Annotated in this window: 20 protein-coding genes; 15 read left to right on the top strand and 5 right to left on the bottom strand. The window is 41.9% G+C overall.

Annotated features, from left to right (window positions below; translation table 11 throughout):
* The 7 genes from S4054249_RS15965 to S4054249_RS15935 all read left to right on the top strand — a co-directional run bounded on the left by S4054249_RS15965 (position 1) and on the right by S4054249_RS15935 (position 7,357).
* A complete protein-coding gene (locus tag S4054249_RS15965) occupies positions 1-1,044 on the top strand; it encodes a sensor histidine kinase (protein ID WP_145925038.1) in 1,044 nt (347 codons plus the stop codon).
* Positions 1,022-1,696 carry a LytR/AlgR family response regulator transcription factor gene (locus tag S4054249_RS15960; protein ID WP_046354714.1) on the top strand — a complete coding sequence of 225 codons (675 nt, stop codon included), beginning with the start codon at positions 1,022-1,024 and terminating at the stop codon, positions 1,694-1,696. The genes S4054249_RS15965 and S4054249_RS15960 overlap by 23 nt, the downstream gene beginning before the upstream one ends.
* A gap of 98 nt (positions 1,697-1,794) precedes the next feature.
* Complete coding sequence (gene pilV, locus S4054249_RS15955) at positions 1,795-2,346, top strand: type IV pilus modification protein PilV (RefSeq protein ID WP_046354715.1); 552 nt, start codon at positions 1,795-1,797, stop codon at positions 2,344-2,346.
* A gap of 2 nt (positions 2,347-2,348) precedes the next feature.
* Positions 2,349-3,326, top strand: a complete 978-nt coding sequence (locus S4054249_RS15950) for a PilW family protein (protein WP_046354716.1) — start codon at positions 2,349-2,351, stop codon at positions 3,324-3,326.
* Entirely contained in the window at positions 3,320-3,811 is a 492-nt protein-coding gene (locus S4054249_RS15945; RefSeq protein ID WP_046354717.1) for a pilus assembly PilX family protein, read from the top strand. Before S4054249_RS15950 ends, S4054249_RS15945 begins: the two co-directional genes overlap by 7 nt.
* The gene (locus S4054249_RS15940; RefSeq protein ID WP_331245626.1) at positions 3,808-6,951 is read left to right on the top strand and encodes a pilus assembly protein; all 3,144 of its coding nucleotides are present in this window, start codon (positions 3,808-3,810) and stop codon (positions 6,949-6,951) included. The genes S4054249_RS15945 and S4054249_RS15940 overlap by 4 nt, the downstream gene beginning before the upstream one ends.
* A complete protein-coding gene (locus S4054249_RS15935; RefSeq protein WP_046354718.1) occupies positions 6,938-7,357 on the top strand; it encodes a type IV pilin protein in 420 nt (139 codons plus the stop codon). Before S4054249_RS15940 ends, S4054249_RS15935 begins: the two co-directional genes overlap by 14 nt.
* Before the next feature lie 3 nt (positions 7,358-7,360).
* Here S4054249_RS15935 and S4054249_RS15930 read toward each other — a convergent pair whose 3' ends face one another.
* Entirely contained in the window at positions 7,361-7,885 is a 525-nt protein-coding gene (locus tag S4054249_RS15930; RefSeq protein ID WP_052960861.1) for a GspH/FimT family pseudopilin, read from the bottom strand.
* Positions 7,886-8,054: 169 nt separating this feature from the next.
* On the bottom strand, positions 8,055-8,597 hold the full coding sequence (locus S4054249_RS15925; RefSeq protein WP_052960862.1) for a pilus assembly FimT family protein: 543 nt from the start codon (positions 8,595-8,597) through the stop codon (positions 8,055-8,057).
* Between the two features lie 132 nt (positions 8,598-8,729).
* Between S4054249_RS15925 and glnB the strand changes: the two genes are divergently transcribed.
* Positions 8,730-9,068: a nitrogen regulatory protein P-II gene (gene glnB, locus S4054249_RS15920; protein WP_010382451.1), complete on the top strand. Its 339-nt coding sequence runs from the start codon at positions 8,730-8,732 to the stop codon at positions 9,066-9,068.
* A gap of 45 nt (positions 9,069-9,113) precedes the next feature.
* Here glnB and S4054249_RS15915 read toward each other — a convergent pair whose 3' ends face one another.
* Positions 9,114-9,872 carry an outer membrane protein assembly factor BamD gene (locus S4054249_RS15915; RefSeq protein WP_046354720.1) on the bottom strand — a complete coding sequence of 253 codons (759 nt, stop codon included), beginning with the start codon at positions 9,870-9,872 and terminating at the stop codon, positions 9,114-9,116.
* 123 nt (positions 9,873-9,995) lie between these two features.
* Between S4054249_RS15915 and rluD the strand changes: the two genes are divergently transcribed.
* The 6 genes from rluD (at position 9,996) to S4054249_RS15885 (ending at position 17,802) form a co-directional block, all read left to right on the top strand.
* Entirely contained in the window at positions 9,996-10,973 is a 978-nt protein-coding gene (gene rluD, locus S4054249_RS15910) for a 23S rRNA pseudouridine(1911/1915/1917) synthase RluD (RefSeq protein WP_046354721.1), read from the top strand.
* Between the two features lie 4 nt (positions 10,974-10,977).
* Positions 10,978-11,703, top strand: coding sequence for a peptidoglycan editing factor PgeF (gene pgeF / locus S4054249_RS15905; RefSeq protein ID WP_046354722.1), 726 nt, complete (start codon positions 10,978-10,980; stop codon positions 11,701-11,703).
* A 78-nt stretch (positions 11,704-11,781) separates the two neighbouring features.
* Entirely contained in the window at positions 11,782-14,358 is a 2,577-nt protein-coding gene (gene clpB / locus S4054249_RS15900) for an ATP-dependent chaperone ClpB (RefSeq protein ID WP_046354723.1), read from the top strand.
* A gap of 136 nt (positions 14,359-14,494) precedes the next feature.
* The gene (locus S4054249_RS15895) at positions 14,495-15,430 is read left to right on the top strand and encodes an NADP-dependent oxidoreductase (protein ID WP_046354724.1); all 936 of its coding nucleotides are present in this window, start codon (positions 14,495-14,497) and stop codon (positions 15,428-15,430) included.
* 67 nt (positions 15,431-15,497) lie between these two features.
* Complete coding sequence (gene gshA, locus S4054249_RS15890; protein ID WP_046354725.1) at positions 15,498-17,075, top strand: glutamate--cysteine ligase; 1,578 nt, start codon at positions 15,498-15,500, stop codon at positions 17,073-17,075.
* A gap of 118 nt (positions 17,076-17,193) precedes the next feature.
* Entirely contained in the window at positions 17,194-17,802 is a 609-nt protein-coding gene (locus tag S4054249_RS15885; RefSeq protein ID WP_046354726.1) for a lipoprotein, read from the top strand.
* Between the two features lie 56 nt (positions 17,803-17,858).
* On the opposite strand, the gene S4054249_RS15880 is transcribed toward S4054249_RS15885, so the two are convergent.
* Positions 17,859-19,139, bottom strand: a complete 1,281-nt coding sequence (locus S4054249_RS15880) for an HlyC/CorC family transporter (protein WP_046354727.1) — start codon at positions 19,137-19,139, stop codon at positions 17,859-17,861.
* Between the two features lie 82 nt (positions 19,140-19,221).
* Positions 19,222-20,025, bottom strand: a complete 804-nt coding sequence (locus tag S4054249_RS15875; protein ID WP_046354728.1) for a cytochrome C assembly family protein — start codon at positions 20,023-20,025, stop codon at positions 19,222-19,224.
* A 163-nt stretch (positions 20,026-20,188) separates the two neighbouring features.
* Here S4054249_RS15875 and ffh point away from each other — a divergent pair, with 163 nt between their 5' ends.
* Positions 20,189-21,568 (top strand): signal recognition particle protein, encoded by a 1,380-nt coding sequence (gene ffh / locus S4054249_RS15870; RefSeq protein ID WP_046354729.1) that lies wholly within the window; start codon positions 20,189-20,191, stop codon positions 21,566-21,568.
* Positions 21,569-21,605 lie beyond the last annotated feature (37 nt).

The raw sequence follows: 21,605 nt of genomic DNA, 5'->3' as shown, positions 1-21,605 counted from the left end.
GTGACTCCATGGGTTAATTCGACTTCGATTGACCGTGGTTTATTTAAGGCGATGCTCTCCGAGCGAGGCATACTTGCAATGATTATTGCCTCGCAAGCAGTCGCCTTTATTTATACCCTATCCAGTGGTAAAGATTTTTGGCTGAGTTTGGGTTTAGTGAGCCTGTTTACCCATGCCAACGCGTTTGTAACGCTTGCACTTATAGCGCTCGTTGTAAAGTACTGTAAGGAGCTTGCTTTTAGAACTGAGTTGATTGTTGTACTCATTTTCTTTCAGTCTGTCTGTATCTTTTCTAGTTTATTAGTTCAGTATTCTCTGTTTTCTCCTGTAGATCCTATTGATTGGGCATTCGTCTTCAATAATAACGCCATATGTGGTTTTGTAGTTATTTTACTTATGCATTTTATGGCTATTTACATTGATAATTTGAATACGATTGCACACGCCGCTCATGCTGAGCTAGAAGCATTACAAGCAAGAATTCGGCCTCATTTTTTACATAATGCTTTGAATACGTTGGCGGAGCTGTGTCATGAGAACCCTGATGATGCTGAAGAAGCGGCGTTGACGATGGCGAAATTGATGCAGGTAGCCTTCTCAAGTGGAAAAACTCATAGCTTAGGTCAGGAACTTTCGTTGACCAAAGGTTATTTAGCGATAGAAACGTATCGGTTTGAACATCGCCTACATGTGGATTGGACGACCGATAATATCGATTTAAATATACGAGTGCCCGCTTTAATTTTACAACCATTGGTTGAGAATGCGGTGGTTCATGGCATTGAACCTGCCTTGAAAGGGGGGAGAATTAACATTGAGGCGAGTTGTGTTGAGGGTAACTTAATCCTTAAAGTCGACAACCCATATAATCAAGGATCCAAGTCTCGTTCTGGGCAGGGTATCGCTTTGGCAAATATTCGACGTCGTTTAGTAATTTACTACGGCGATAAAGCGTCTTTGAAGACATCGCAAAAAAGTGGTAGATTCTTCCTAACATTGATGTTGCCGCTAGGAGCTTTGAATGAAATATCTGGTAGTAGATGATGAACCGATTGCCCGTCGACGTATTCAGCGGTTACTAAAAGAGTTTGAGCTATTGGAGTGCGTTGGAGAGGCTCAAGATGGTGAAAGTGCATTAAAACTGGTTGAGTCCCTTCGACCAGAACTCGTTTTTTTGGATATTTCAATGCCGGGGATGGATGGCATTGAACTTGGTAAAAAGCTACGGGATAGTGATGTTAACATCAAACTTATCTACGTGACTGCGTACCCTGAACATGCACTAAAGGCATATCAAATTTACGCATCTGGTTATTTAGTGAAGCCTGTTGATAATACGCAAATATCTGAACTGATGAATCATCTTTTTCCTGACACATTAGCTAAACTTCAGTATCAAGTTGGACACGACATTAGGTGGGTCAATGTCCCTGATATTTTAATTGCTCAAACGGATGATAGGTATACACATATCTACTTCGAAGGAGGGGATGCCTTGATAGATACTCCCCTTAAGAAGCTATTGGCTGACTTCCCGTCCCATTTTGTGCAAGTGCACAGAAATACAATCGTGAAAAAAGCCAGTATTGTAAGTTTGGAAAGTTATGAAGGTACCCATAAGGTTGTTTTAGACGGTGTAGACGAACCTGTTTCAGTTAGTCGGCGTGCATATGCAAGTCTCAAATCTGTGTTTTAACCACTGACCCACATTGATTGACCGTTTAGTCATTTGACTATTTGGTTACACAAAAAAAGCGATAAGATGTAGATTAGAGTATACATTGAGTTTTTTTCATGGGTAATTTGTTTCCAAAAAAAGTCCAGATGGGGTTCACTTTATTAGAGGTGGTCGTCGCCTTTATGGTGCTGAGCTTTGGACTTCTTGGTGCGGTTGCTTTGCAAGCTAAAGCAAAACAAGCAAGCTTTGACTCAATGCAGCGGGCTGCAGCCGTTGCACTTGCTGGAGACATCATTCAACGTATTCGATCTAACGACACGCCTGCGATGATAGATTTATATGGTGGGTCGTTCACAAGCCAAACTCAATTAAATACTGATACGACGTGTTTTTCGAGCTTTTGTAATAATCAAGCGATTGCTAATTTGGATAAAGAGCAATGGAAGCAAGCGATTAGAGCCAAAGAGAATACTGGTTCATTAGATGATACAACAGTGTGTATTACCCCTGTTAGAGATGGTGATGGATTTGAGGTTACGGTCACCGTTACCTGGGTTGGCAGGCAAGCAATAAAAGCCAATAACGCTACGTCAAATATTAACTGTGGTACAAAAGATGATTACAGAAGACTCGTGTCTTTATCAAGTTTTGTACTGGTGAGGAGTTAACGATGCGCCAGCGTGGGTTTACTCTAATTGAAATATTAATCTCCTTATTTATTGGCGCGATTTTGCTAGGTGGTGTTGTTGCTACATATGTCAGTATGCGTGTGACGACAAAAGACACCATGGCCATAGGTGAGCTTCAAGAAATTGGCCGTTTGTCATTAACCTTGCTGCGCAGAGATTTGGAGCAAATAGGGTTTTGGGGGACTTTTTACGATAAGAGTTTTAGCAGTAATAATTCAGCGGGCCCTGCAAACCCTGTTGGCGATTGCTTTGGCGGCTTGAATAATGGCAGCTTCCCAGATGTCACACCAACCAACTTTCGTCCAATTTATGCCGACTTTACTACTAATGGTAATGCTCTAGGGTGTATCACTGGCGCAAAAAAGAACACCGAGGTTTTACAGTTGAAGTTCCTAGAAGGGGAGCAAATAGCCGTCGGTGCAGTGAACGCAAATAAGTACTATTTTATCGCTCAGCAGGAGCAAGCCGAATTTATTGCAGGCCCTAACGTTGTGGCTTTGCCAAATGTAAACTCAACATTGTGGCCATACAGTCATCATGCTTACTATATCGCTGATCAACAAATCACCATTGATAGCAACCAACTTTCGATCCCAGTTTTGATGAGAAAGAGATTGACCGTCAACGGGCAAATGACGACGGAGACCGTTATTGAAGGGGTTGAGGATATACGATTTTTATTTGGTATCGATATCGATGGTGATAGCCGGGTTGATAGCTATCGTAGTGTGAAGAAAATGACAGCGGCAGACTGGGAAAGGTCTGAAGGCGTACTCACTGTCCAAGTTATTGTATTAGTTAGGTCATTAGAGCCTGATCCCGGTATCAAATTAAATAACCAAACATATACGTTGGGTAATGATACCGACAAAGTCGTTCATTCATTTTCTGACAGTTATCGTAGAACTGTATTTTCTACAACAGTGCAGCTTTATAACATGGGGTCGTCAGCATGGTAGGTCAGGCAAAACAGCAGGGAATGGTATTAATTGTATCAATGGTACTTATCGTAGCTGTGACGAGTATTGCGGTTACCTTGATGAGCAGCAGTACTTTGGATATCAAGATAACGAACGCAGCTCAAGAGCGAGAAACAGCTGAAGCTTATCTTATGGGTGAGGTCCAGCGGCTGGTAAAAGAACAAAAGCAATTGTTCGGAGCAAGCAAGTTTCACTTAACCAATGGCAAAATTGATGCAAATGATAATGGTGTTCATAAGTTTGATAATGAAAGCCAAGAAAGTCCTGTGGATTATGAGTTAAGAAATTTAAACAAAGGACAGTTAGAAGTGCCATGCCCTCGGGTATATGGGTATACCGAGGGGGTTGTCTGTAACATGACTGAGCTGACTAGCTCTGTAGAGTATGGTGATCAAGGTCGTCATAAAGTGACAGTGGTTATTGGTATTGGTCAAGAAATTCAAGATGTTAAGGCAAATCAATGATGTATTTTAAACGACTACTATTGTTCTGTCTGCTAATGAGCAGCGCAGTGTATGCCGAGGACATCGAGCTCTACGTTAAACACGATGTAAGTGGCTCCGAAAAGTCCCGCGTGATTGTGATCTTTGATACTTCTGGCAGTATGGCCTGGGATGTCAATGATGGGAGAAGGTGCTATGAATACAGGAATTGGCGACTACGTTCCGTAGATTGTTTTGACACCTCAAAAACTTCAAAAGCGTGCTACAAGTACATCAATGGACGCTACCGCTCAGTCAATTGTGGTGATAGTCGTTTGAAAGTGGCGCAAGATGCAATGGTGTCTCTGGTCACCGATAATCCGGACTTTGACTTTGGTTTAATGCGCTTGTATTCCAGCTCTGGTGGTTATGTTTTAAATGGCATTGGCTCAGATCCTAGTGTGGTTATTAGTAAAATAAACAGCTTGCGTGCAAGTGGCAGTACTCCGCTTGCAGAAACACTTTGGGAGGCTTATTTATATTTGACCGGTAGGGCAATAGATTATGGTTATAACGGCGGCAACAATCGTGATAAAACCATTGAGTCTAGTGGGCGTTACAAGTCACCTTTTGCACCTGTGGCTGGCGATCCTGAACGCTGCGACACATCGACCAACATTATATTGATGACAGATGGTGATCCAACAAGTGACACCGGCAAAAACTCTGCGATTGCCAATGAATACCTCAGTAAATTTGGTTCATACCCTACGACTGTATCGAATAGTTACCTAAATTCATTGGCAAAACTGATGCGGGGCACTGCGGACACCCAAGTGGATTTGTACCCCACAACCGCAGATAAACAAGATTTTGCACGTGTATATACCATCGGCTTTGGTACTGGGATGTCTAATTCGGGTAAAGCACTATTGAAACAAACCGGTGAGGTAGATGGTGGTGGTGCTTACCTTCATGCTAATACCGCTTCTCAGCTCTCAGAGGCACTTAAATTAACTATTTCTAAAATACGAGAGCAAAGTGATAGCTTTTCTTCTCCGTCGGTGTCAACAAGTAGCTCGGATTTAAGCCGCAGTGGTGACTCCGTTTACTTTACTATGTTTTATCCAGAGACACATACGCGTTGGGCGGGAAACCTTAAAAAGTTAAAAGTCACAGGTGGTATAGTACATGGCTCAAGCAGCACATCTAATGCAATCAATGATCAAGGTCAAATTGATAAATCAGTGACGACTTTTTGGTCCGCCCCTGGCAGCAAGGATGGTAATGTTGTTTTGGAGGGAGGGATCAACTATCAACTCACGCAGCGACAGACGACTCGCCGACTATTTTCTGACTTTGGTAAAGGTACTTTATACAACTTTGACTATTCAACCGCACTCACTGCGCATCAAGGCTCATTGGTTAACTTGGCGGCTAAATTTGGTACTTCAACCGCAGAAGTAGAAAAAACTATGTTGTGGGCAAGGGGCCAGGATGTTGATGACCAAAATGGTAACCGAAATACTGGCGAGAGGCGCAAAGATATATTCGGCGATCCTCTTCACTCAAGACCGGTTACGATTGATTATGGTAGCAATGACTTGAGAGTGATTGTGGGTACCAATGCTGGCTTTTTACATATGTTCAAAGATAAGGGGGATACGGTCGAAGAAAGTTGGGCGTTTATTCCTAATTCACTACTTGATATTTTAAAGCCGCTGAGAGATCGCAGACAGGACACCAAATTATATGGTATGGATGGGCCGATCACAGTTTATTTTTGGGATAAAAATGATAGTGGCGTTGTCGACTCGGGTGAAAAAGTCTGGTTAATAGCGGGGATGCGTAGAGGTGGAAATGAGTACTTTGCCTTTGATATTACATCGCCAGATCAGCCTAGAATGCTATGGGGTGGCCCAATTCAAGGTGGAGTAGGTGACTTTACAGAGTTAGGTCAGACATGGTCAAAACCAGTTGTTTCTTTTATCACAGCACAACCTGATAAACCTGTGCTCATATTTGGTGCCGGCTATGATACCAACAAAGACAATGCCTTATTCTCAAATGACAATAAGGGAAGAGGGATTTACATTGTTGATTTGGAAAGTGGTAAACCTGTCTGGACTTTAACACCTGATACTGGCTTTAAAGGTAAACATAGCATTGCCGCTGATGTCAGTGTATTAGATTCTGATTACGATGGTTATGTAGATAGAATTTATGCAGCAGATACCGGAGGCGGTCTTTGGCGTATAGATTTACCCAGTAGCTCACCAAATGATAAAGATGCGCCTTGGTCCCACTTTATGTTAGCAAATTTGAGTGGTGGAAATGATAATGCGAAAAGACGATTTTTCTATCGCCCAATGATAGCGAGGACTTACTTTAGTAAGGTGACGGTTGAGATAATCGATGGCAAGCCAACCAAGGTTAGAAGAGATGTTCCCTACGAGGGTATTTTGATTGGTAGCGGTAATCGCGCTAAGCCAACTTCAACCCATGTTAAAAACTTCTTGTTCATGGTACGGGATGAAAATACTAAAACGCAAACCTTTACCTCTCAAAATACGCCAAGCGTGATTCGGGCAAGTAATTTATTTAATGTAACAAACGATCCGTTCAAAGCGAATTTAGACAGCTATGAAGATTTTACGGATAAAGAAGCTGAATTGGGGCAAGCAAAAGGGTGGAAGATTAAGCTGGAATCTGGCGAAAAATCTTTATCTGCAGCGACAGCGATTGGTGGATTAGCGTATTTTACGTCTTTCTCACCGACAACCGTCTCAGAAAACCAGTGTGCGATTGGAGAAGGGACCGGCTACTTATACATTGTACACTTACATTATGGCATGCAAGTTTTCCAAAAACGTCGTTATCGTACCACCGCGACATTACCTGATACACCACGTACACATTACGATGTATATGAAGATCCAATTACTAAGAAAAAGACGGTAAAAGCGAAGATTATTAGTCCGACAGTGATTAAAGAAGACGCTGTAGATGAGATGTTTGGCGGTAATCCTGCCGATGGGATTGATCCGCAAAAGCTTGAGCCACCCAATGTGTATAAAAACCCGGACGGTTCTGCAAATGTTCCAGGCGTTTCACCATTGACAATAACTTATGAAACGAGACAGCTGTATATTTACAAAAAAGAGGATAATGATGAAAAATAAAATTCGTACAGTCGTTGGGTTTTCATTAATCGAATTAGTGATTGTGGTTGCTATTGTAGGGGTGCTTGCATCCCTTGCTTACCCAAACTATTCGAGCTATATCAAACGTGGTGCCAGAGCGGATGCAATGACTATTTTGCTTGATGCCGCTAATAAACAAGAACAATATTTTGTAGATAACCGTCAGTATACCAGTAACTTAAGTGATATTGGCGTGCCGTCTACAAGTGAAAATGGATACTTCAATATCACTGTTGCCTTAAGCAATGGCGGTTATACACTGACAGCGACTGCTGCAAATGGCCCTGTGAAGGGAGACTTAGAATGCACAACCTTATCAGTGAACAATTTGGGTATAAAAACAGTAACAGGTACTGCGACAGCTGATCACTGTTGGGAACGTTAGTAGTTAGTCACATCTTGTTGTATCTTTGAGCCGTGTTCTCCCTGTGGTACTAATTGACAGTGACTTACCAAATTTTCGGCCATCTTTACGTTTTACACAGTATGTGAAAGTTCCGTTTCCCAGGCCCCAAAGTGTGCCGGTATGTAAAAAGGTCAACGCATTTCTTTGATAGGTCAGCTCGTCAAGTGAGTTTATTTTTTGACTCACAGTCAGAATAGTGTCGTGGGTGTTTAAACATTTTAAATGCCCCCTATCAATAAATAATGTCAATTCTTTGTGCCAATAATCTCGGACGCAGCAATTAGCAATAAGTGGGCATAACGTAATACGTTCACCTGAGTAAACGGCTTTAAGCCTGGCATAACTGATGAGTCTATCTAAGTGCATCAGAGCATGTTTGGGTCTATTTGCAGTGTAGATTTCCCTCATTGAGGGAATGGTCAGTGTGGCCACAATAGCGCAGATTGAAAGTGTTATAATAAACTCAAATAGTGAAAACCCTAACATGGAAAGATTGCTTTGTTTCATTATCCCCAGTCCTTTGGCAAGTAATTATCAATAGTGACAGGGGTGATTTTGAGGGTTTAGTTAAATCAATTTGGCCGCATTTTAGCTAAGTATTATTATGTGCTATCTACGCTTTATATGACTATAGGGTTGGGTGAAATGAAAAAGTTAATTTATCACATTACCTTTATCACCCAGTACAAATTTGCGTAGTATTACCAGTAAATAAGGCTGTGCCAGCCTGTGTGATACTGAGGCTCTGATTTTTTGTTGCTGCGCCTTGAGGGCAATATATAAATATACCATTTTGCCCATTGCCTAATCGGCCACTAGAGTCAAATTTAAGTGATGCAACAGGGTAGTCTAAATCGTCAATATCTTTGACCTTTTCCATCACTCTCAGTAAATCATCAGTATTGACCGTATAAGCACCATTGTTATCACGATCTACAAAAATCGCAATGCGGTTACTTTTCCAATCGGTTGTACAAGTGAAGTCTTGATTTTGTAGAAGCTGGGTCTCTAAAGCAGGACAGATAATGACGATTTCATCACTGGCAGTTGCCTTTGCTCTGGCAAAAGTGACACTACGTTTTAGCTCAAGTAAAAAACTTTGTGCTCGATTTTCTTGATACGTAGAGCTGGTAAAGAAAAAGGTAAGGCTAGCTAAAGTGCCCAAAATTGCCACTGTCATTAGCAATTCTATTAAGCTCATGCCGTGTTGATGTCGCATGGTTAGCTCCCAAAGTAGACAAGTGTCGATAGTTTATTTTGCGCTTTTTCAATATATTATTCAACAGCTATGTTTGCCATGCTTGCCCCTATTGTCTAAAATCGACCCATTACCAGAGGAAGCATGATAATCATGAAGAAGATTGAAGCAATAATTAAACCATTTAAGTTGGATGATGTAAGGGAAGCCCTGTCTGATATCGGTATTACTGGCATGACGGTGTGTGAAGTGAAAGGCTTTGGGCGCCAGAAGGGGCATACAGAGTTATATCGTGGTGCGGAGTATATGGTTGACTTCCTACCTAAAGTAAAATTAGATATTGTGCTTGCTGAAGAAGATGTTGACCGCGCAATCGATGTGATTTTAAAAACAGCTCAAACCGGTAAAATCGGTGATGGTAAGATTTTTGTCACTGAAGTAGAGCGTGTCGTAAGGATCCGTACTGGCGAAGAAGACGAAGAAGCAATTTAAAGCCAGTGAGGTTGATCAGGCATCAAAGATGCCTGATCTGATGAATCAACGTTGATTAAGTGCTTTTGTCTTCCTGACATTTTCACTTAATTCAGTTAAACCAAGTTTTTCGTAGCTTTTTTCCATCATATCTAGTGCTTCAAGCAAATAACTGCTTTGTGAATAGTGCTCCACAACATACTTACCACGATTTGCAGCGGCTAAATATGCTTCACGTTCGAAGTAGTAATTAGCAATTTTCATCTCATAACGTGCCATTTTATTAAGTAGCCACGCTAAACGCTTTTTTGCTTCAGGCGTATATTCGCTTTCTGGGAAGCTTTTGACCAAAGTTGATAAGTCTTGAAAAGCAACCCGTGTTTTACTTACATCACGGTCTGCTCTGTCTACACCGAAGTATTCTTGGAAAGCATTTTCATCAGCTTTAATATTGATCAAACCGCGCATGTAATACATGTAATCTAAGTTTTTATGATTTGGATTTAATCGAATGAAGCGGTCAACAGTGGCAAGCGCTTGATCGATATTTCCCGTTTGGTAGTGTGCATACACCAAATCCATTTGTACTTGTCTAGAATATGGCCCAAACGGGTAACGCGCATTGATAGCGCCAAGTAATTGAATTGCTCTGGCGTATAGGCCTGAATCTAATGTGCGTTTGGCATCTTCATACAAAGCTTGAACAGATTTGTTTGGTACACGTTCAATTTCTTCTTGTTCTGGTGCTGAAGAACATGCGGCTAATCCTAGTATAGATGCGCTAATAAATACTGCTGCAGCGCGTTTTCCCAACTTCATTATCATTTTATTTTACTACCTTCGTTGTCTTCGGCTAGGCCAAGTCGGTAAAACCGAGTAAACTATGCATTTATGCGATTCTAACCCAGTCGAGCGAGGCTTGCACTGGTAATTTAGGTAAAGTTACACATGTCAGAGCAAATTTCTCTACAAGCCGAAGTGCCAATCGAGTTAGGCGGTAAACGTCTAGACCAAATATTAGCGCAATTGTTCCCAGATTTTTCACGTTCAAGAATAAAAACGTGGATTTTGGATGAAAAAGTGACTGTAAACGGTCAAACTTTGAGCACACCCAAAGAAAAGCTATTTGGTGGTGAAGTCGTAGAGATTGAAACACAAATAGAAGCAGAGCGCGAATATGAAGCGCAAGATATTGCATTGGATATTGTTTATGAAGATGATGATATTCTAGTAATTAACAAACCTATGGGTTTAGTTGTGCATCCAGGTGCAGGCAATCCTAATGGTACGGTGCTTAATGCATTGCTTTATCATCACCCTGATATTATCAATGTACCGCGTGCTGGTATTGTGCACCGTTTGGATAAAGACACAACTGGTTTGATGGTGGTTGCAAAAACCATTCAGGCGCAAACTCACTTGGTTAAAAACCTCCAAGCGCGCACCAATTTCACCCGTGAATACGAAGCAATTTGTAATGGTACAATGACTGCCGGTGGTGTAATTGAAAAGCCGATTGGTCGCCATGCAACGAAACGCACGCATATGGCTGTTCATGAAATGGGTAAGCCGGCTATTACACATTATCGTGTCGCTGAGAAATTCAGAGCACATACTCGTTTGAGGCTACGTCTGGAAACAGGTAGAACTCACCAAATCCGTGTACATATGGCATACTTAAAGCATCCATTGATTGGGGATCAGTTATACAATGGTCGCCCATGTCCTCCGAAAAATGCCTCGGCAGAGTTTTTGGACACTCTACGTAGTTTTAAGCGTCAAGCATTGCATGCTGTTAAGCTCAGTATCGCTCATCCAATTACGGGTGAGAAAATGACTTGGGAAGCGCCAATTCCTGAAGATATGCAAGCACTTACAGAGATGCTAAGAGCTGATACAAAAGCTAACCCACAAATCGAATACTAGCTTTATGTTGTTGCCTCAATGGTCAGTGCATAATCAAGTCGGTGCTTTGTCGAGCACCCGCTTAGGTGGTTACTCAAAAGCGCCTTTTGATGAATTTAACTTGGCATTTCACGTGGGTGACAGGCCAGATGATGTTAAGCGTAATCGTAGGTGCCTGGAGAATTTTCTTCCTGCAACACCCACCTGGGTCAACCAAGTACATGGCACGAACGTACTGGTGGTTGACTCGAGCACACCGATTGAGAACACATTCAGTGCAGATGCTTTATATACACAGATAAGAAAGCGACCTTTAGCAATCATGACGGCAGATTGTTTGCCCATTTTATTGGCAAGTCGTCAAGGTGATGAGGTTGCTGCTATCCATGCAGGATGGCGTCCACTGGCTGGTGGCATTATCGCAAATACGTTAAAGTGTTTTCGTGCTCAGCCAAGCGAGATAGTGGCTTGGTTTGGGCCTGCAATTGGACCTACTGCGTTTGAAGTGGGGGCTGAAGTAAAAGATGCCTTCATAGAAAAATTACCAGCACAAGCTCAAGCATTTGCGCCTAAAGGTGGACACAAGTTTCTCGCGGATATTTTTTTATTGGCTCGTATTCAATTAAATGCGTTGAATATAAACTATATTTATGGCGACGAACTTTGTACTTACAGTGATAGTGAGCAGTTTTTTTCATATCGCCGTGATGGGCAATGCGGACGCATGGCAACCGTGATCTGGCGCAAATAAATTCTCTTCCCTACTTGAACATATTCACCAAAGGACCCACTTAAAGAAGTAGTTTAGAATACTTAGGTGTGGAGTCTCATGCGTTTAGATAGATTTACTAGCAAATTCCAAAGTGCGTTGTCAGACGCTCAATCCCTTGCATTGGGTAGAGATCATCAATTTATTGAACCAGTCCATTTAATGTATGCGCTGTTACAGCAAACGGGTTCGAGTGTCAGGGCGCTATTTGCGCAAGCTGGTGTGAGTGCAGACGAGCTCAACACTAAGTTATCTCAGTCTATAGAGCGACTTTTTAAAGTTGAAGGTGTTGGCGGTGATGTACAGCTATCTAACAACCTGATTTCCCTTATTAATTTATGTGATAAATACGCACAAAAGCGTAAAGACAAATACATTTCCAGTGAAGTGTTTGTATTCTCAGCGTGTGAGGATAAAGGCGAATTAGGTGATATCTTTCGCGCCCTCAATATTACCCAAGACAAGGTTGAAAAAGCCATCAAAGCCATTCGAGGCGGGCAAAAAGTCGATGATCCAAACGCCGAAGAAACACGTCAGGCACTTGAAAAATATACAATAGATTTAACTGAGCGCGCTGAGCAGGGCAAATTAGATCCAGTGATAGGCCGCGATGATGAAATTAGACGTACGATTCAAGTCCTGCAGCGTCGAACTAAAAATAATCCGGTGCTGATCGGTGAGCCTGGGGTCGGTAAGACAGCCATTGTAGAGGGGCTTGCGCAACGTATTATCAATGGTGAAGTACCTGAAGGACTCAAGCATAAACGTGTGTTGTCTCTAGATTTAGGGGCATTGGTCGCGGGTGCTAAGTATCGAGGCGAATTCGAAGAGCGCTTAAAATCTGTGTTGAATGAGCTAGCCAAAGAAGAAGGCAGTGTAATTTTATTCATTGATGAGATCCATACCATGGTTGGTGCAGGTAAAACGGATGGTGCAATGGATGCGGGGAATATGTTGAAGCCAGCACTTGCACGTGGTGAGCTGCATTGTGTTGGTGCAACGACACTGGATGAGTATCGTCAATATATTGAGAAAGACGCTGCACTTGAAAGGCGTTTTCAAAAAGTCTTTGTCTCAGAACCTACAGTTGAAGACACAATTGCGATTTTACGTGGCTTAAAAGAGCGCTATGAATTGCATCACTCTGTAGACATTACCGATCCTGCAATTGTTGCCGCGGCAAATTTATCGCATCGTTATATTAGTGATCGTCAACTACCAGATAAAGCCATTGATCTTATTGATGAAGCAGGTTCATCTATTCGTTTGCAAATCGACTCTAAGCCAGAGCAGCTAGATAAGCTTGAAAGACGCATCATTCAATTAAAATTAGAAGACAATGCCTTGGCGAAAGAGAAAGATGAAGCCAGTCAAAAGCGCCGCACAGAGATGCAGTCACTAATTTCACAATTAGAGACTGAATATACAGAGCTGGATGAAGTATGGAACGCTGAAAAAGCTTCTTTACAGGGCACGCAAGTAATTAAAGCTGAACTTGAACAAGCTCGTTTGGACCTTGAGGTGGCGCGCAGAGCAAGTGATTTACAACGTATGTCTGAATTACAATATGGCCGTATTCCAGCGCTTGAGCGTAAGCTCGACTTAGCATCTCAAGCTGAAATGCAAGAAATGAGCTTGCTTAAAAACCAAGTGTCTGAAGATGAAATCGCGGAGATCCTCTCTCGTTGGACCGGTATCCCTGTGGCGAAGATGCTGCAAGGGGAGCGAGAAAAACTCTTGCATATGGAAGATGAATTACATCAGAAAGTAATCGGACAGGACGAAGCGGTTAATGCTATTGCTAACGCTATCCGCCGCTCACGTGCTGGTCTTGCCGATCCTAACCGCCCAATCGGTTCCTTCTTATTTTTAGGCCCAACGGGGGTGGGTAAGACTGAGCTGACAAAAGCGTTGGCTAATTTTATGTTTGATACAGAAGATGCCATGGTACGAATAGATATGTCTGAGTTCATGGAAAAACACTCAGTCGCGCGTTTAGTCGGTGCACCTCCTGGTTATGTCGGTTATGAAGAAGGTGGGTATTTAACAGAAGCAGTGCGCCGCAGACCTTATTCTGTTGTGTTACTAGATGAAGTAGAAAAAGCGCATCCGGATGTATTTAATATTCTTCTACAGGTGCTAGATGATGGTCGTTTAACCGATGGCCAAGGTCGAACGGTTGATTTTAAAAATACCGTTATCATCATGACTTCAAACTTAGGATCAGATGTTATTCAAGAGCAGGCAAGCAGTAATGATTATGCAGGTCTGAAAAACAAACTGATGGACGTGCTGACGACTCAATTTAGGCCGGAGTTCATAAATCGTATTGATGAGACCGTTGTATTCCATCCGCTGGTCACTGAACATATCAAGCAAATTGCACGGATCCAGCTTGATAAATTATCCAGCCGCCTAAAAGACAACGGGTATATGTTTGAAGTGAGCGAAAGTGCACTTGAAAAAATTGCACAGAGTGGGTTTGATCCAGTGTTTGGTGCACGGCCCTTAAAGCGGGCTATTCAACAGTACATCGAAAACCCATTGGCGCAAAGCTTGCTGCAGGGCGACTTTAGTGGGTTTAATGCGATTAAGGTTGATGTTAACGAGGATACAATTCAATTTACCGGTCAGTAATCAGTTTGTTTTGATGCGCGAATACATCTGATGATATTTGTTATGAACCCCCTAAAGAACACGATGAAGTTGTTTGGGGGGTTTTGCTTTGATATGTTAAATTCAATGGCTATTTAGTCGTTCCGGATGGCATAACGTGAATAAAAATTACAAACAGGCGGGTGTCGTACATTTTGGTCCTGCTGAGACACTTGAAATCAAGCACATTCCTAAGCCCGTACTTGAACACGGACAAGTTTTTATTCGTATTACCTCATCTTCTATCAATCCCATTGATGTGAAAACCCGTAGTGGTCTAGGTTACGTTGCACAGGCCAAAGCGGACGATGCTTTTTTACCATTAGGCTATGATGTACTTGGTGTTGTTGAAGAGATTAGTGAAGGTGTGAGTGATTTATCAGTAGGGGATTCAGTGTTGGGTATGGTGGGCTTCCCTGCAACGCCTGGGTGTTATGCAACGCATGTGATAGCACAGCATGAAGAACTTATTGTCGTCGATACGAAAGTTTCTGAAGAGTTAGCAGGTCTAAGTTTGGCGGGGTTAACAGCATTACAGTCTTTGGAAAAATTGGATGCAAATGCGGGTACCCTATTTGTTAATGCACCTACTGGAGGTGTTGGTCACTTGGCACTTCAGCTTGGAGCATTAAAAGGGTTTGATGTCGTTGCTGTGACAACGCGAAAGTCGCTGATTGAGTCGCTAAACTTTGATATCGCAGTTATGTCTTATGAAGAGTTTTTTAGCGAATCTAGGTCAGGGCAACTATTAGACTTGGTTGGTGGGGAACTTGCCTGTAAAATGTTATCAAACTTGATGACTGACACAAAGTTTGTGACTGTGCCTTCAATCACCAAAGATACAGTGATAAAGCATGGTGAATCACTTGGTGCTCAGGGGGAAGGAATTTTAGTTCAAACTAATCTGAATCACCTCAATGAGCTGTATAAAGCTGTCGCGTCGCAGCAAGTGAGTCTTGTTGTGAGCAAAAAATTTAAGCTAGATGATATTGCCATGGCTCATCGATATGTTGAGCAAGGCGAGCACTTTGGCAAAGTCATTATTGTGGCTTGAGTATTATAAATTTGCCCCCATTGAATGTGGCATAACTTAAGCTTGATCCGAGCCTCGAGGTATTTTTTTGAAACACACTAATTTAGATAGCAAGTTAGAAACACTTGCCAACACTGCGCTTGTCCCTTCTTTAACAAATATTCAGCGTGGTATTGAACGAGAAGCTTTACGGATCCAGCCATCCGGCGAAATTGCTAAAACACCTCACCCTGCAGGTGTTGGACACCCATTGACACATAATTCGATAACAACTGATTTTTCAGAGTCACTGCTTGAGTTTATTACTCCAGTCAGTACATCGGCTGAGCAAACGTTGTCTCAATTGAGAGATCTGCAAAAGTATACGCTGGCGAGTATGGGCGATGAAATGCTTTGGCCTATGAGTATGCCATGCTTTATTGAAGATCAAGATGATATTGTGCTGGCGCAATTCGGCAATTCCAATATTGGCAAAATGAAAACACTCTATCGAGAAGGCTTAAAAAATCGCTATGGAAGTATGATGCAAGCGATTGCTGGTGTGCATTTTAACATGTCATTTCCAGATACATTCTGGGGTGCTCTAAAATCCAGTGAGCGAGATGGTAGCTCGTTACAAGACTTTATTTCGAATAAATACCTTGGCCTTATTCGTAACTTCAAACGTGAACTCTGGTTGATCAGCTATTTATTTGGCGCATCCCCCGCGTTATGTCGGTCTTTTTTACAGGGAAAACAGAGTGAATTACCCTTTAAAGAGTCTGGTAAAGGGACTTTATATTTGGATAAAGGAACCGCATTGCGTTTGGGTGATTTGGGTTATACCAATAGTGCTCAGTCGTCACTTAAAGTGATGTACAACAGCTTGCCTGAATATGTGAAAGGGCTGCAAACAGCAATTCGCTGTCGATCTGACTTGTATGAAAACATTGATGATTATCAGACTGAAGCGCCTAAGCAGCTTAATAAGAATATTCTTCAGATAGAAAATGAGTTTTACTCACCAATTAGGCCAAAACGAAATGCGACCTCACAGGAAACGCCAACACAGGCGCTTGCTCGTGGTGGCATCGAGTATATTGAAATCCGCGCGCTGGACGTAAATCCGTTTTCTGAAACAGGTATTAGCTTGGAACAGATCCGGTTTTTAGATGTCTTTTTGACTTATTGCTTGTTAAAAGACTCACCCGAGATGGATTGGGATGAACAGCAAGTATCAGATCAAAATCTACAACGTGTTATTAGTAGCGGTCGTGAAACTGCCACACACTTACAGCAGCAAGATGCGAGTATTTCGATAAAAACGTGGGCTAAAAATATATTTGGTGATTTAGCGAAGGTTGCGGCACTTTTTGACAGCGCATATGGTAATAGAATCTACTCAGATACAATCGAGCGCCTAGCTACATGGGTAGACAATCCAGGTGATACTTTTTCAGGCCAAATCGTTGCGGCCTTAGTGGGGCAGGATACTGACTCTGCTGAACAAGCATTAGTATTGGCAAAGCAATATAAGCAATCACATTTACAAAGCGACTATCAGTATTATCAAGAGTCCGCTTTGAATGAACAAGTAACACAATCATTTTTGGATGAACAAGCGATTTGTAAAGCGGATAAAAAATCACTGAAAGATTTCTTGCAAGATTACTTCGAAAAGGCATAAAAAAACGCAGCCCATGGGGCTGCGTAAAAATATATCAGGGATGAAACAATGCTAAACTGCTGCATTCAAGTAGTATGACCGTAGCAAAATAAAAAAGTTCAGGCGAGTTCAAAAAAAAATGAGAAAAAAAATATTATTTTTACCACTGTTACTTGCATTAACGGGTTGTGCGACAGCTCCTCCGAAGCAACCTAATGATATTTGTAAGATTTTTGAAGAAAAAGACGATTGGTATTACGACGCACGTGATGCTCAAGAAAAGTGGGGATCACCAAAACATGTGTTAATGAGCATGATGTATCAGGAAAGCTCATTTAGGCATGATGCAGCTCCTCCGATGGAGTATTTTTTAGGTTTTATACCCATTGGTCGTGTTAGCTCAGCGTATGGTTATTCTCAAGCTAAGACCATGACTTGGAGTGATTATATTCGAGAAACGGGTAATTCCGGTGCCGACAGAGATGATTTCGAAGATGCGATAGATTTTATGGGGTGGTTTGTTTACAAAACTCATAAAGTAAATGGTGTGTCAAAATGGGACGCCTATGCGCAATACTTAAATTACCATGAAGGCTGGGGTGGATATCGGCGCGGCACTTACAAGCAGAAAAAATGGTTGATGAAAGTTGCGAATAAAGTGAAACACAGAGCATCTCGCTATGGTGCACAGCTTAAAAAATGTGAAGATGACTTAAATAAAAGTTGGTTTGAAAGATTGTTTTCATAGGGTAACCTTAACATCAGCATTAAAAAAGGGTTTAGCTTGAGCTAAACCCTTTTTTATTAAGCGTGCTTTTGAGGTTTTTGCTGAAGTGGAAAAATCTTCACTATTTTGATCATGTTTTCTTTTACTTCTATGACTTCCATTGGATAGTTAGCGATTTTCAAACTCAGTTGACTTTCAGGAATATCTTCCAGGTATTCAACAATTAAGCCACTAAGTGTTTTAGGACCCTCAGTGGGTAGCGCCCATCCCATCTCTTTATTTAGGTCTCGAATGTTAGCGCTGCCATCAACTAAAACAGAACCATCACTTTGCACTGTAACTTCATCACTGGGTGTAGGTGTTTGAGTCGTGGTAAAGTCGCCGACCACTTCTTCTAAAATATCTTCTAGCGTAACCAAGCCCTGAATGTCACCGTATTCATCAACTACAAGGCCTATACGCTCTTTGTTTTGCTGAAACTTGAGCAGCTGGGTATTTAGCGATGTGCCTTCAGGAATAAAGTATATTTCTCTTACTGCACGCAGTAGTGAAGGCTTATCAAACTGCTCTTTGGTTAATAAGCGCAGTGCATCGCGTGAGTGAATAAAGCCAACGGCATCATCAATTTGGTCACGGTATAAAAGCACGCGTGTGTGCTGCGCGTTTGTTAGCCGACGAGAGATATCTTTCCAGTCATCGTTAATATCAATGGCATTTATTTCGTTTCGGGGGATCATGATATCTTCAACGGTGACTTGCTCAAGATCTAAAATAGAAGTCAGCATGTTGCCATGGTTAGTAGGTAGCATGGCACTTGATTCGTTTACGACTGTTTTCAGTTCTTCTTTACTGAGACTATGCTCTTCAATTTGTTCTGGTGAGACACCAAATAATTTAAGGATACCATTGGTAATGAAGTTTATAGTGCTCACGAAGGGGAATAGGAACTTTAATAAAATTTTGAGAATAAGTGAGCTCGGAAAAGCCACTTTCTCAGGGTAAAGTGCTGCCAGAGTTTTTGGCGTGACTTCTGCAAATATAAGGATTACCAAAGTCAAAACTAGGGTTGAGATAATAAGACCTGCATCACCAAATAGCCTCAGACCAATCAGTGTAGCCACAGAAGACGCTGCAATATTGACGAGGTTGTTTCCTAGCAGAATGAGTCCAATAAGGCGATCTGGCCTTTGAAGCAGTTTATCTACGCGTTTGGCAGATTTGTTATTCTCTTTAACTAAGTGTCTGAGCCTGTAGCGGTTAATGGACATGATGCCAGTTTCAGAGCTTGAGAAATAACCTGATATAAGTATCAGCACACCAAGTATCACAAACAAGGCGTTGGTAGATATGTCGTCCAACAGAGGATCCCTTTTTTACTTTCGAAAGGTTATTAAGCGTCAGCATAGAAGCAGAGTCAAGCTCGACGCCTAATTTTTTGTATTAAAATTTGTCTAAGATAACTTCTTGGATAAATCGGCTGCCAAAGTAGGCTAAAGTAACAATGCCTGATGCGCCGATAATTGCAAACACCACCGGTTTTCCACGCCAGCCAAACTTATGATGCCCTAGTGTCACAGCAGCAAAAATAGTCCATGCAATCAATGACAATACTGTTTTGTGGATGGACGCTTTATCAAACATACCATCTAAGAATACAAACCCAGCAATCAATGCCAATGTGAGTAGTCCGGTGCCGACGGTGAGTAGTTGATATAGCTGAGATTCCACTTGCATCAATGGAGGTAAGTGACTATTCATGATGGCAAGGTCTTTGCTTTTTAAGCGCTTATCAATAAAGTAAAACTGCACGGCATACAAGGTAGCGATGATTAAAATACAGTAAGCCAGTAGAGATAAAGAGATATGTGTGACTAAACCAATATCTACATTGATGTCATCCATAATGATGTGGTGCGGGATAAATAAACTGGCAATCAGTAAAATCGCCGCAAATCCATATACCACAGGTAACAACAATGTTGCGGGGAATTTTAAAGAGACCGTTGTAACAGAAACGACAATCACCCAACAGGTCAGCAGGGCAATATTAATGGTACTCAAATCTTGTCCATGCTGAGTAAACACAGAGTTCACCAATACCAGCATATGACTCAATATCGCCACCGTACTTAAAATGACGGTCAACTTTTGACTTGGGCCCTCTTTGTGGAATAAACGTGAAAGCACGTGTCCAGTTGCTAGTATGTAAAACAGGCTCGCCAATAATGACAAAATGATGATCATGAACTTTGTGTCTACTTTCGTGGTCCTTTTATAGGCTATTGTATTTTAAGCCTCGCCGCTTGCATAGACTTTGTAAAAAGAATCTTTGTATAACTTGAATACTGTATTAGTTGCGCGCATATCAGTATAATGTTGCGTAATTACGAGATAGTGGAAGCGATACATGTTTGAGAACCTCCAAGAACGCTTAGGAAAAACGCTTAAAAATATCAGCGGCAGGGGCCGACTGACCGAAGATAATATTAAAGAAACACTGCGCGAAGTGCGCATGGCCTTGCTTGAAGCAGACGTTGCACTGCCTGTAGTGCGTGAGTTTGTAAAAAAAGTAAAAGAGCGTGCTGTTGGTGTTGAAGTCACCAAGAGTCTAAGTCCTGGTCAGGTTTTCATTAAAATTGTTCGTGAAGAACTTGAAAAGGCAATGGGTGAAGCGAATGAAGAGCTAAACCTTAACGCTCAGCCACCAGCTGTTGTTATGATGGCGGGTTTGCAAGGTGCTGGTAAAACGACCAGTGTGGGTAAACTTGCGAAATTCTTAAAAGAGAAAAAGAAAAAATCTGTTTTGGTTGTGAGTGCCGATGTATATCGTCCGGCGGCAATCAAGCAGCTTGAAACGTTAGCACAGGAAGTCGATGTTGAATTCTTCCCAAGTGACATTTCACAAAAGCCAGTTGATATTGCCAATAACGCTGTTAGCCATGCAAAAAAGAAATTCATTGACGTAGTGCTGGTGGATACCGCTGGTCGCCTCCACGTTGACAGCGACATGATGGATGAGATCAAAGAATTAAACGCGGCAATTAATCCAATTGAAACGCTTTTTGTTGTTGACTCAATGACAGGTCAGGATGCTGCCAATACTGCAAAAGCGTTTGATGAAGCACTGCCTTTAACGGGTGTGATACTAACTAAAACAGATGGTGATGCACGTGGTGGTGCAGCGTTATCTATCCGTCACATCACAGGTAAACCGATTAAGTTTATGGGTGTGGGCGAGCGAACAGATGCGCTTGAACCATTCCACCCAGATCGTATCGCCTCGCGTATTCTTGGTATGGGTGATGTGTTATCACTTATCGAAGAAGTAGAAGCAAAAGTTGATAAAGATAAGGCAGCTAAGGTTGCAGAAAAAGTCTTTAAAGGTGATGGTTTCACACTGGAAGATTTTGCTGAGCAATTAAAGCAAATGAAAAACATGGGCGGAATGATGTCAATGTTAGAAAAGCTGCCTGGCATGAATAACCTACCCGATGCAGTGAAAGGTCAAGTCAATGACAAAACCTTTAATCAGATGGAAGCCATTATTAGCTCAATGACACCAAAAGAGCGTGCGCGTCCTGAAATCATCAAAGGGTCTCGCAAGAAGCGTATCGCTGCAGGGTCAGGTACTCAAGTTCAAGATATCAATAAGCTGCTTAAGCAGTTTACTCAAATGCAGAAGATGATGAAGAAGATGAAAGGCAAGGGCGGCATGATGAAAATGATGCGCGGCATGAAAGGCATGATGCCTCCAGGTATGTTTGGCGGCGGCGGTCCTAAGTTTTAATTAACTGAATCAAAAAAGGGAAGTGATGTCACTTCCC

It is taken from the genome of Pseudoalteromonas luteoviolacea, assembly GCF_001750165.1.
Taxonomy (GTDB): domain Bacteria; phylum Pseudomonadota; class Gammaproteobacteria; order Enterobacterales; family Alteromonadaceae; genus Pseudoalteromonas; species Pseudoalteromonas luteoviolacea_G.
This window is presented reverse-complemented; position numbering and strand designations above follow the sequence as displayed.

What these genes read in the sequence shown, in the direction of transcription:
- S4054249_RS15960 (WP_046354714.1), top strand. Translation starts at nt 1,022, where the DNA reads ATGAAATATCTGGTAGTAGATGATGAACCGATTGCCCGTCGACGTATT.
- pilV (WP_046354715.1), top strand. Translation starts at nt 1,795, where the DNA reads ATGGGTAATTTGTTTCCAAAAAAAGTCCAGATGGGGTTCACTTTATTA.
- S4054249_RS15950 (WP_046354716.1), top strand. Translation starts at nt 2,349, where the DNA reads ATGCGCCAGCGTGGGTTTACTCTAATTGAAATATTAATCTCCTTATTT.
- S4054249_RS15945 (WP_046354717.1), top strand. Translation starts at nt 3,320, where the DNA reads ATGGTAGGTCAGGCAAAACAGCAGGGAATGGTATTAATTGTATCAATG.
- S4054249_RS15940 (WP_331245626.1), top strand. Translation starts at nt 3,808, where the DNA reads ATGATGTATTTTAAACGACTACTATTGTTCTGTCTGCTAATGAGCAGC.
- S4054249_RS15935 (WP_046354718.1), top strand. Translation starts at nt 6,938, where the DNA reads ATGATGAAAAATAAAATTCGTACAGTCGTTGGGTTTTCATTAATCGAA.
- S4054249_RS15930 (WP_052960861.1), bottom strand. Translation starts at nt 7,885, where the DNA reads ATGAAACAAAGCAATCTTTCCATGTTAGGGTTTTCACTATTTGAGTTT.
- S4054249_RS15925 (WP_052960862.1), bottom strand. Translation starts at nt 8,597, where the DNA reads ATGCGACATCAACACGGCATGAGCTTAATAGAATTGCTAATGACAGTG.
- glnB (WP_010382451.1), top strand. Translation starts at nt 8,730, where the DNA reads ATGAAGAAGATTGAAGCAATAATTAAACCATTTAAGTTGGATGATGTA.
- S4054249_RS15915 (WP_046354720.1), bottom strand. Translation starts at nt 9,872, where the DNA reads ATGATAATGAAGTTGGGAAAACGCGCTGCAGCAGTATTTATTAGCGCA.
- rluD (WP_046354721.1), top strand. Translation starts at nt 9,996, where the DNA reads ATGTCAGAGCAAATTTCTCTACAAGCCGAAGTGCCAATCGAGTTAGGC.
- pgeF (WP_046354722.1), top strand. Translation starts at nt 10,978, where the DNA reads ATGTTGTTGCCTCAATGGTCAGTGCATAATCAAGTCGGTGCTTTGTCG.
- clpB (WP_046354723.1), top strand. Translation starts at nt 11,782, where the DNA reads ATGCGTTTAGATAGATTTACTAGCAAATTCCAAAGTGCGTTGTCAGAC.
- S4054249_RS15885 (WP_046354726.1), top strand. Translation starts at nt 17,194, where the DNA reads ATGAGAAAAAAAATATTATTTTTACCACTGTTACTTGCATTAACGGGT.
- S4054249_RS15875 (WP_046354728.1), bottom strand. Translation starts at nt 20,025, where the DNA reads ATGATCATCATTTTGTCATTATTGGCGAGCCTGTTTTACATACTAGCA.
- ffh (WP_046354729.1), top strand. Translation starts at nt 20,189, where the DNA reads ATGTTTGAGAACCTCCAAGAACGCTTAGGAAAAACGCTTAAAAATATC.